This is a genomic window from Sphaerisporangium corydalis, assembly GCF_025506355.1.
Taxonomy (GTDB): domain Bacteria; phylum Actinomycetota; class Actinomycetes; order Streptosporangiales; family Streptosporangiaceae; genus Sphaerisporangium; species Sphaerisporangium corydalis.
This window is the reverse complement of the sequence record NZ_JANZYP010000119.1, coordinates 1-9,503: the sequence shown is the minus strand read 5'-3', so window position 1 is coordinate 9,503 and position 9,503 is coordinate 1. Positions and strand designations below refer to the sequence as shown.

At 70.8% G+C, this 9,503-nt stretch carries 7 protein-coding genes and 1 pseudogene; 2 read left to right on the top strand and 6 right to left on the bottom strand.

Annotated features, from left to right (window positions below; translation table 11 throughout):
• The first annotated feature begins 725 nt into the window (after nt 1–725).
• The gene (locus tag NYZ98_RS40675; RefSeq protein ID WP_262850819.1) at nt 726–1,727 is read left to right on the top strand and encodes an XRE family transcriptional regulator; all 1,002 of its coding nucleotides are present in this window, start codon (nt 726–728) and stop codon (nt 1,725–1,727) included.
• Between the two features lie 483 nt (nt 1,728–2,210).
• Here NYZ98_RS40675 and NYZ98_RS40670 read toward each other — a convergent pair whose 3' ends face one another.
• From NYZ98_RS40670 to NYZ98_RS40645, 6 genes are all read right to left on the bottom strand, one after another.
• Complete coding sequence (locus NYZ98_RS40670; RefSeq protein ID WP_262850817.1) at nt 2,211–3,683, bottom strand: sensor histidine kinase; 1,473 nt, start codon at nt 3,681–3,683, stop codon at nt 2,211–2,213.
• A 145-nt stretch (nt 3,684–3,828) separates the two neighbouring features.
• On the bottom strand, nt 3,829–4,518 hold the full coding sequence (locus NYZ98_RS40665; RefSeq protein ID WP_262850815.1) for a response regulator transcription factor: 690 nt from the start codon (nt 4,516–4,518) through the stop codon (nt 3,829–3,831).
• Between the two features lie 36 nt (nt 4,519–4,554).
• Entirely contained in the window at nt 4,555–5,196 is a 642-nt protein-coding gene (locus NYZ98_RS40660) for a hypothetical protein (RefSeq protein ID WP_262850812.1), read from the bottom strand.
• Nucleotides 5,197–5,224: 28 nt separating this feature from the next.
• Nucleotides 5,225–6,523 (bottom strand): ABC transporter permease, encoded by a 1,299-nt coding sequence (locus NYZ98_RS40655; protein ID WP_262850810.1) that lies wholly within the window; start codon nt 6,521–6,523, stop codon nt 5,225–5,227.
• Nucleotides 6,524–6,584: 61 nt separating this feature from the next.
• Nucleotides 6,585–7,313, bottom strand: coding sequence for an ABC transporter ATP-binding protein (locus NYZ98_RS40650; RefSeq protein ID WP_262850808.1), 729 nt, complete (start codon nt 7,311–7,313; stop codon nt 6,585–6,587).
• Nucleotides 7,310–8,506: an efflux RND transporter periplasmic adaptor subunit gene (locus NYZ98_RS40645; protein WP_262850804.1), complete on the bottom strand. Its 1,197-nt coding sequence runs from the start codon at nt 8,504–8,506 to the stop codon at nt 7,310–7,312. The genes NYZ98_RS40650 and NYZ98_RS40645 overlap by 4 nt, the downstream gene beginning before the upstream one ends.
• Before the next feature lie 223 nt (nt 8,507–8,729).
• On the opposite strand from NYZ98_RS40645, the pseudogene NYZ98_RS40640 reads away from it, so the two are divergent.
• Nucleotides 8,730–9,503: pseudogene (locus NYZ98_RS40640) on the top strand (biotin/lipoyl-binding protein); the annotation flags it as partial.

Below are 9,503 nucleotides of genomic sequence, written 5' to 3'. Positions count from 1 at the left end.
ACCTGGTCGATCTGCACGCAGGCCAGATGAGGGAACAGGACCGTCAGCAACCCCGAAATCGTCACCCAGCATGATCGGCAACCCGGGCAGTCGACCGCCGGAAGATCACGAAATTAGTGCCAGAGCCAGTCTTCAGCCGGAGCCGACAAGCTGGGTGGGAGCCGCCCATAAGAAGCTGCGCCGAAGGCACCATTTCGTTGACGGCACGATGCTCATACGACCACCGCGTACACCCAGACCTCGCCATGATGGGGGTCACGGAACGGTCGGTAGCGCGTCGGTGGGTGGTGGGCTGAGTGAGAGTCGCCAGGAGAAGACTGCGCCGAAGGCACCATTTTGGTCGGCGACCAGGCGTTCACATCTGGCAGGCGACCAGGCGTTCACACGGCCGCAGGGTGCGATCCGGGCCTCGCCATGGTGGGGATTAGAAACGTTGGATGCGCGTCGGTGGGATGCCTGGCAGTTGTCCTGGATGTGGAGCCAGTTCCGCACGTGCTCCCCGGCCCGTGAAGGGTGACCTTCTGGCCTTGGAAGAGGCTGTCACGAACAGGGGGACGATCTTTTCGGGGTGCTGGCAGGGGCCGTAATTGTTCGAGGATCGGGTGACACAGACGGGCACACCGTAGGTGCGGTGGTACGAAAGCGCAGTTGTGTCGGGCGGCGCAGGCGGCGGGTACGTTGCCGATCAGAGGGGTGACCCGGCGCCGATGAAGAGGCAGGTAGCGATGGCTGCAGACACAGCACTGGAAGCTCTACGCGGATCGATCGAACTCGCCATCGAAGTCGAGGGGCCCGGTGGCGGGGGCCTGGCCCGGGAACACGTGGCCGCCGCGACAGAGTACTACGCCCTGCACTACTCGCGGTTCACACCTGGTCTGCTCGCTGTCGAGGTGCACCGGACCCGCGCCCTGGTGGGAACGATGTTGCGGCAGCCCCAGACCGAGGCGAACCGCAAGGAACTGCGTCGCCTGGCCGGGTGGCTTTCGGCACTGGTGGGAAACCTCGCCTTCCACATGGCCGACCACCCGGCCGCGGCGATCCACTTCGCCACCGCCGCCCGACTCGGTACCGACGTCGGGCACAACGACCTGGTCTGCTGGGCACTCGGCGCTCAGGCGATGGCCGCCTACACCCAGGACCGGCCGAGTGAGGCCCTGGACTTGGCATCGCAGGCACTGGAGTACGCGGACACTCCCCTGCGTAAGGCGCAGATCCTCGCGTGGGCGCAGCTACGATCACTGGCTCTGCTGGGCAGACGAGACGCCGCCGCCACGGTTGCCGCAGCGGCGCAGAGCGAGATGACCGCCGACCCGCACGGAGAGCAGCCAGGACGATTCGGGTTCGATGTGGCCGAGCTGGAGCTGCACCTGTCTGAGGCGAGCCTGTTGCTCGGTGATCACGATCGGGCGCGGGCCCACGCTGGCGCATCGATCCAGCGCATCCCCGCCGGACGTCCGGGGTGGGCGACGGCCACATTGCTCCTGGCTCGTGGAGAGGTGGCACGGGGCCGCTATTCCGACGGGGCCGCGCTGGCCTCGAGTGTCCTCGACACCGTCGAACCCCAAGCGCTCCGGGAAACCAGCCGGGTCAAGCTCCGCGCTTTGGAACGCGACCTGCGCGCGGTCGACCCTGGATCAGAGGCACGCGAGCTGCAGGAGCGGTTGAGGGACCTGCCGGCGTTGGTCGCGCTGCCCAGGCTCAGCGACGAGCCCAACGGCGTCCACTGAGCGGCTGGACCCGGGCCCACCTCCTACCGGTACCTAGGTCGCGACCATCAGGAGAACCGACTGGTCCGCCGGGCTTCGCGAGAGTGCTGAAGTCAGGGACGGGGTTGGTTGCGGGTCGGTGGGTGGTGGGTTGGGTGAGGGTCGCCCCTAAAAGACTGCGCCGAAGGCACCATTTTGATCGGCGACCAGGCGTTCACACGGCCGCAGGGTGCGACCCGGACCTCGCCATTGTGAGGGTTCGGGACGGTCGGTTGCGCGTCGGTGGGTGGTGGGTTGGGTGAGGGTCGCCCTTGAGAAGGCTGCGCCGAAGGCACCATTTTGGTCGGCGACCAGGCGTTCACACGGCCGCAGGGTGCGGCCTGGACCTCGCCATGGTGAGGATTACCAACGTTGGTTGCGCGTCGGTGAGTGGCGGTTTGGGTGAGGGTCGCCCTTGAGAAGACTGCGCCGAAGGCACCATTTTCGTCAGCGGCCGGAAGTCTGTCAGGGGTCGGTGGGGAGGGTTACGCGGAAGGTGGCGCCCTGGCCTGGGTCGCTGGTGACGGTGATGTCGCCGCCGTGGGCGTGGACGAGGGCGGCGGCGATGGACAGGCCGAGGCCGGTGCCCCCCGTGCCGCTGCGCGAGCGAGATGGGTCGGCGCGGTAGAAGCGTTCGAAGACCCGCTCGACGTCCCTGACCGGCACGCCCGGGCCCTGGTCCGCCACCTCGACCACCACGTACCCGTCGAGGCCGCCGACCCCCACCCGGAACGCCGTGCCCGCCGGGGTGTGCCGGAGCACGTTGCCCACCAGGTTGGTGACCACCTGGTGCAGCCGCGCCTCGTCGCCGCACACGGTGACCGGCCCTTCCGAGGTGTCCAGCCGTACCAGGTCGATCTCGCGGTCGGCGGCGAGCGTCTGCGCGTCCAGTACGGCACCGGCGGCCAGGCTGAGCATGTCGACGGGCCGCCGTTCAAGGGGACGCTGCTGGTCGAGCCGGGCGAGCAGCAGCAGGTCGTCGACCAGCAGGCCCATGCGGGTGGCCTCGTCCTCGATCCTGCGCAGCAGCCGGGCCGCCTCGTCCAGGTCCGGGGCCTCGTGGCGGTACAGCTCAGCGAAGCCCCGGATGGAGGTGAGCGGGGTGCGCAGCTCGTGGGAGGCGTCCGCGACGAACCGGCGCATCCGGTCCTCGGAGCGGCGTGCCTGGAACGCCGACTTGCGGGCCGCGATCTCCGATGCCTCGCGGTCCTGGAAGGCGGCCTCGATCTGGGTGAGCATGCCGTTGATCGCCCTGCCGAGCCGTCCCATCTCGGTACGGCGGTGCCGCAGCGGCACCCGGCGGGACAGGTCGCCTCCGGCGATGGCCCCGGCGGTCCGTTCGATCTCCCCGAGCGGGCGCAGGCTGCGGCGGACGAGCCAGTGGCAGGCGAACCCCAGGATGACCAGGACGCCGCCTCCGACGGTCGCGACGATGACCGCGAGCCGGGTGACGGTGGCGTCGATGTCGTCCATCCGGATGGCGATCACGCGGACCTGCTCGCCCTCGTTCACGGCGACCGCGCGCCAGCGCGTCCCAGCGGCCGAAAGGACGGTGAACGGGCTGGACCTGCCCTGGGCTTTGTCGGGGGTGATGAGCGCGAACCTGGGCGGGTCGGTGTCCGGGCTCTCCTGGAGCGTGCGGTCGACGCTGCCGTCGGGGCGGAGGACGGCCATGTAGAACAGGCCGAACTGCCGCGGCGCCCGCTGCGCGTCCGATGGTGCCTGGATCAGCGGCGGGATGTAACTGTCGCGCCGGGCACGGCCGGCGGTTTCGAGCTGCCGGTCGACCCGGTCCACGAGGTAGCCGCGAAGGAGCTGGACGGCGAATCCGCCGGTCAGGGCGATGGCGAGGGTGACAAGCAGTACGGTCACCACCACGAGGCGGAGCCACAGCGGCGACCGGGCCAGGCGCCGCCTCAGCTCCCGTACGGGCCTCACCGCCGTTCCCGCCCCCCACCGACCCCCGGCCCCGGACCGCCCGACCCCGCACGACCCGGCCCAGCAGTACCCGATCTCGCACGACCCGCCCGGCCTCCGGTCGGCCGTGCCGTCATGCCGGGACGCCGCCCGCACGCCGTGTCGGTCATTGACGTGGTGCGCGCAGCACGTAACCCACGCCCCGCAGGGTGTGGATGAGACGGGGGTCCACCGTGTCGATCTTGCGGCGGAGGTAGGAGACGTACGACTCGACCACGTTCCTGTCGCCGCCGAAGTCGTAGTTCCAGACGTGGTCCAGGATCTGCGCCTTCGACAGCACACGGCCGGTGTTGACCATGAAATAGTGCAGCAGCTTGTACTCGGTCGGGGACAGTTTCACCCGCTTGCCCGCCCGCCAGACCTGGTGTCCCTCCTCGTCCAGCTCCAGGTCGGCCACCTGGAGCCGCGAGGGCAGGTCGAGATCGGCCCGGGTGCGGCGGAGCACGGCCCGGATGCGGGCGAGCACTTCCTCCAGGCTGAACGGCTTGGTCACGTAGTCGTCGCCCAGGCCCAGCCCGGTGAGCTTGTGCTCGGTCTCGTCGCGCGCGGTGAGGAACAGCACCGGCGTGCGCCGCCCGGACGAGCGGAGCCGGTTCGCCACCGCGAACCCATCCATGTCCGGCAGCATCACGTCGAGCACCACCAGGTCAGGCCGTACGCGCTCGGCGACCTGCACCGCCTCGCGCCCGTCCGCCGCCGTCAGGACGTCGAACCCCGCGTACCTGAGCGTGGCCGAAAGCAGCTCCCGGATGTTCGGCTCGTCGTCGACGACCAGCAGTTTCGCCTCACCGTGCACGCCATGTCCTTACTCGCCGCATCAGCCGCCGCCGCATCAGCCGCCGCCCCTGTTCCCGAAGCCGCCGAGCCCGCCCTGGTTCACCGAGGTGGCGCTGATGGTCCCGTCGGCCGCGCGCTCGCCCTGCACGATGATCGAGCTGCCCGGCTTCAGGTCCTTGACCTTGCCTTCCTTGCTGACCTGGACCTTGGTGTCGCCCGTGGTCTTGATGGTGACCACGCCGCCGCCGGCCGTCTCCAGGTAGATCTTGCCGCCGTCCACCAGCTTGATCGTTCCGACCGTGACGTTGCCGAACGCGCCGCCGCCGCCCCCGCCCTGACCGCCCTGGCCGCCTTGACCCTGACCGCCCTGACCCTGGCCGAGGCCCTGCCCGCCGCCGGGGTACCCGCCTCTGAGCCCGCCCGCCCGCTGCCCGCCGTTCCCGGCGAGGGCCGACTGCAGGCCCTGCCGGCCGCCCGTGGAGGAGCCGAACGCCTTGTGCGCCTGGATCCCCATGAGCATGCCCACCACGAGCACCACCCCCGCGCCGAGCACCAGGGTCAGCGTGGACGTCCGGCGCCCGTCCGGCCGGACGGCGAGCTCGGCGTCGAGGTCGCCGTCGAACGGCGAGGTCTCCAGCAGATCCTGCGCCGTCACGGGATCGTCCTTCGCGTACGGCTTGCGCCTGCTCCTGGTCATGATCTCTCCTTGGTCCGGTGGCCGTACGTCACTCGTGCCGCAGCGCTTCGATGGGACGCAGCTTCGCGGCGCGGTTGGCCGGGTAGCTGCCGAAGAACAGCCCGATCGCGACCGAGACGCTGAGGGCGAGCACGATCGAGGTGGGCACGATGACCGGATGGACGCCGGCGATCGTGAACCTGCTGCCGATCACTCCGATGGCCACGCCGAGCAGCCCGCCGATCAGGCTGAGCATCGTGGCCTCGGCGAGGAACTGGCCGAGGATCGCGCCACGGGGCGCCCCGATGGCCTTGCGGATGCCGATCTCCCGCGTCCGCTCCGTGACGGTCACGAGCATGATGTTGGTGATGCCGATGCCGCCGACGAGCAGGCTGATCGCGGCGACGGCGCCGAGCAGCACGGTGAAGGTGCCGATCGTGGCGCTGACCGTCTCCTGGAGCGTCGCCTGGTTGAGGATGCGGTAGTCGGCGGCGGCGGTGCCGGTGATGCCGTGCCGCTGGTTCAGGATGTCGGTGATCTCCGTCTGGGCCGCGTCGACGGTGTCGGCGGTCTTGGCCTGCACGACGATCTGGCCGAGCGACCCGAACCCGGTCAGGCTCTGCTGCACGGCGGGCAGCGGCGCGATGGCGAGGTCGTCGGCGTCCTGGAAGCCGGACGAACCAGCCTCTTTCAGCACGCCGACCACGGTGAACGGCACGCCGGTGACGCTGATCTGCTTGCCGAGCGGGTCGACGGTCCCGAACAGGTTCGTCGCCACGGTCTGGCCGATCACGATGATCTTCCTGGCGGCCAGCACGTCGTCGTTGACGAAGTACGAGCCCTTGGCCACCGGCTTGTTCGACGCCTCGAAGTAGCTCGGGTAGGTGCCGACGAGCTGCGAGATGGAGTGGCTCGCCCCCTCGTACGTCGCCGTCTGGGCGGAGGCGGTGACCACCGGGGACACGCTCTTCACCGACGGCGCGGCGGTCGCGTCGGCCATGGCGCGGGCGTCGTCGAGGGTGAGCTGCTTGGCCTGGGTACGCGGGCCGGTGCCGCCCTGCTGCTGGGCCCCGCCCCCGCCGCCGCCGCCGAATCCGCCGAACCCGCCTCCCCCGCCACCGCCGCCGCGTCCGCCGCCACCGCCCGTGAACGACTGCATCACGGTCAGCGTGTTGGACCCGAGGCGCTGGATGTTCTGCTGGATCGACTGCGAGGTGCCCTCACCGACCGCGACCAGCAAGATCACCGCCGCGACGCCGATGAGGATGCCCAGCGTGGTGAGGGCGCTGCGCATCTTGTTGGCCGTCAGCCCGCGCACGGCGAAGCGCAGGACCTCCAGGGCGTTCATCGATCGCTCACCGTTCCTCGCCGTGCTCGCCGCACGCCCGGCCATTGGTAGGTCCACCTGGTCATGGGGTCACGCTCGCGAGCCTCGGCGGGGGACCGTCCACGGGGGCCTGGCGGTGGTCCTCGACGATGCGGCCGTCGATCAGGCGGATGATCCGCTTCGCGTGGCCGGCCACGTCGTCCTCGTGGGTGATGAGGACGATGGTGCGGCCCGCGTCGCTGAGCCGGTCCAGGATCCGCAGCACGTCGGTGGTGGACTTGGTGTCGAGGTTTCCCGTCGGCTCGTCGGCGAGGAGCAGCGACGGCGCGGTGACCAGGGCACGGGCCACCGCGACCCGCTGCTGCTGGCCGCCGGAGAGCTCATTCGGGTCGTGGTGGGTCCGGTCGGAGAGCCCGACCTGGTCCAGCGCGGCGAGGGCCCGCGCACGCCGCGCGCTCGCGCCCACCCCCCCGTACGCCAGGGGCAGCTCCACGTTGGCCAGGGCGGTCATGCGCGGGATCAGGTTGAACGACTGGAACACGAAGCCGATCTTCCGGTTGCGCAGGACGGCGAGCTGCCGGTCGCCGAGGGCGCCGACGTCGGTGCCGTCGACGTGGTAGCTGCCGGTGCTCGGGATGTCCAGGCAGCCCAGGATGTTCATCAGCGTGGACTTGCCGGAACCCGAGGCGCCCATGATCGCCAGGTAGTCGCCGCGCTCGACCGTCAGCGACACCCCGCGCAGCGCGTGGACCGTGGCGTCCCCCGAGCCGTAGACCTTGCCGACGTCGCGGACGTCCAGGACGGGGGTCACCGCCCGCCTCCGCCGCCGCCGCCGCCGCCGAGGCGGAGCCCGCCGCCGCCACCGCCACCGGGGAACCCGCCGCCCGGGAAGCCGCCCTGAAGGCCGCCGGTACCGGTCGTCGTCGTGCGCACCACCTGGTCGCCCTCGTTCAGCCCGGACTTGATCTCGGTGGTGGTGTCGCCCTTGACGCCGATCTCGACCCGCTTGGTGACCCGCTGCGCGCTGCCCTGGAGGACGGTGACGGTGTTCTGGCCCCCGGCGGTCGTGATCGCCGAGGTGGGGACGGTCAGCACGTCGTCCGCCTTGGCGACGATCACCTGGACGCTGGTCGTCTGCCCGAGCCGCACGGCCTTCGGCACGTCGCTCAGGGAGATCGTGGCGGAGTACTGGACGACGTTGTTGCTGGTCTGGGACACCGGGTCGATCAGCGTCACCTTGCCGGACGCCGTGACGCCGGGCAGCGCGTCGAAGGTCACGGTCGCGGACTGGCCGGTCTTCAGCTTGGTCACGTCCGACTCGGTGAAGTCGCCCACGACCTGGAGGCGCTTGGTGTCCGCGATGTCGATGAACCCGCCGGAGGAGCCGGACGACGCGGACGAGGCGCCGGCCGCCGCGCCCGTGCCCGCCGACCCGCCGCCTGAGCCGCCCGAGCCGCTGGAACCGGACGAACCGCTCGACGAGGCCGAGGACGATCCCGAGGAGGAGCCGCCGGCCGTCCCGTTCACGGCGACGATCGTCGCGCTGTACGGGGCCTTGATCACGGTGCCGGCGAGCGTGCGCTTGGCGTCGCGGTAGGAGTTCCTGGCCTGGATGTACTGCGAGTAGCCCGAGGCCGTGGTGGTGTCACCGTCCTCGGCCGCGCTGAGGCTCGCCGAGGCGGCGTCCAGGCTCTCGCGGGCCGCCGTGTCGTCCACGCGGGCCAGGATCTGGTCCTTGGAGACCTTGTCACCGGCCTTCACGTAGATCTTCTCGACGGTGCCGCTGGTGCTGAAGCTCAGCGAACGGGTCCTGGCGCTCTCGACCGAGCCGGAGGCCGACACCGACGACAGGACGGTGCCACGGGTGACACGAGTGGTCGGCGGCGCCGCCTCCGCGGCGGAGCCCCCGTTCAGGGAGGCCAAGGCGACGCCCGCACCGCCCAGCAACAGCACCCCGAGGGCACCGTTCACGATCAGCGCTCTGCGCTTCGTCGACAGCTTCACAAGCCCTGAGCCTGGCCCACCCCGCTTGGGTGAACCTCCGCCGTCCCTGAAGGTTTCCTGACAACGATCGTCCCGTACGGGCCTGCGGGCCCGAAACGGACCGTACATAGCGGGATAATCTTCCGAAACCCCAGCTCATTGTGGTGACGGGGGCCGTCGATCCACAGGAAACTCTCAGGCCGGGCTGAGCTGGGGGTGACGTCGGCTGGCCAGGATGGCACGCATGAGATCGAGCACTCCGCCGGCCGCCGTACGAGTGGGAGGACTCGCGCTCGCGGGGATCATCCTGGTGGGCGCCGGGCTGATCTACCTCGGCGGCGGAGACGGATCCCCGCAGGCGCGGATCGAGCTCGCGTCCGCACGGCGCGGGACGGTGGTGAGCGGCGTCTCTGCCGCGGGGAACACCGTGGACGCCGACCTTCGCGACCTGGCCTTCGGCGCCTCAGGAACGGTCGAGAAGGTGTACGCGACCGTCGGGCAGAAGGTCCGGAAGGGCCAGGTGCTGGCCCGGATCGACGACACCATCGCACGCGAGGACTACACGGCCGCCGAGGCGTCGCTCGCCGCCGCGGAGGAAACCCGCGACAACCTCGAAAAGGCCCAAGCCGCAGGCACCACCGGCGGCGGCTCCGGCTCAGGCGGCTCAGGCTCCGGCGGCTCCGGCGGCTCCGGCCGAGGCCTCCCCTCAACAGCCCCCAACCCCACCGGCCGCCCCTCCACCGGCCCCTCGGGACAACCCTCTGGTCGCCAGCCGTCACAGCCGTGTCCGCCGACGGGGTCTGGTACGCCACGGCCGTCGGGGCCGGGGGGCACGCCGACGCCGACGCCGTCCGCACCCGTTGACGAGGCGCCCCCGCCGGTCGGTTTCACCATCAGGCCGAGCGCGGACATGCTGGCGGCCGCGGAGGTCGCCCTCACCGGCCCCGGCGCCGTACCGACCATCCCCGCCGGCGCCCCCACCGCACCCGCCCAGGACCCCACGCCCACCCCGAGCCCG

What these genes read in the sequence shown, in the direction of transcription:
- NYZ98_RS40655 (WP_262850810.1), bottom strand. Translation starts at nt 6,523, where the DNA reads ATGAACGCCCTGGAGGTCCTGCGCTTCGCCGTGCGCGGGCTGACGGCC.
- NYZ98_RS40660 (WP_262850812.1), bottom strand. Translation starts at nt 5,196, where the DNA reads ATGACCAGGAGCAGGCGCAAGCCGTACGCGAAGGACGATCCCGTGACG.
- NYZ98_RS40675 (WP_262850819.1), top strand. Translation starts at nt 726, where the DNA reads ATGGCTGCAGACACAGCACTGGAAGCTCTACGCGGATCGATCGAACTC.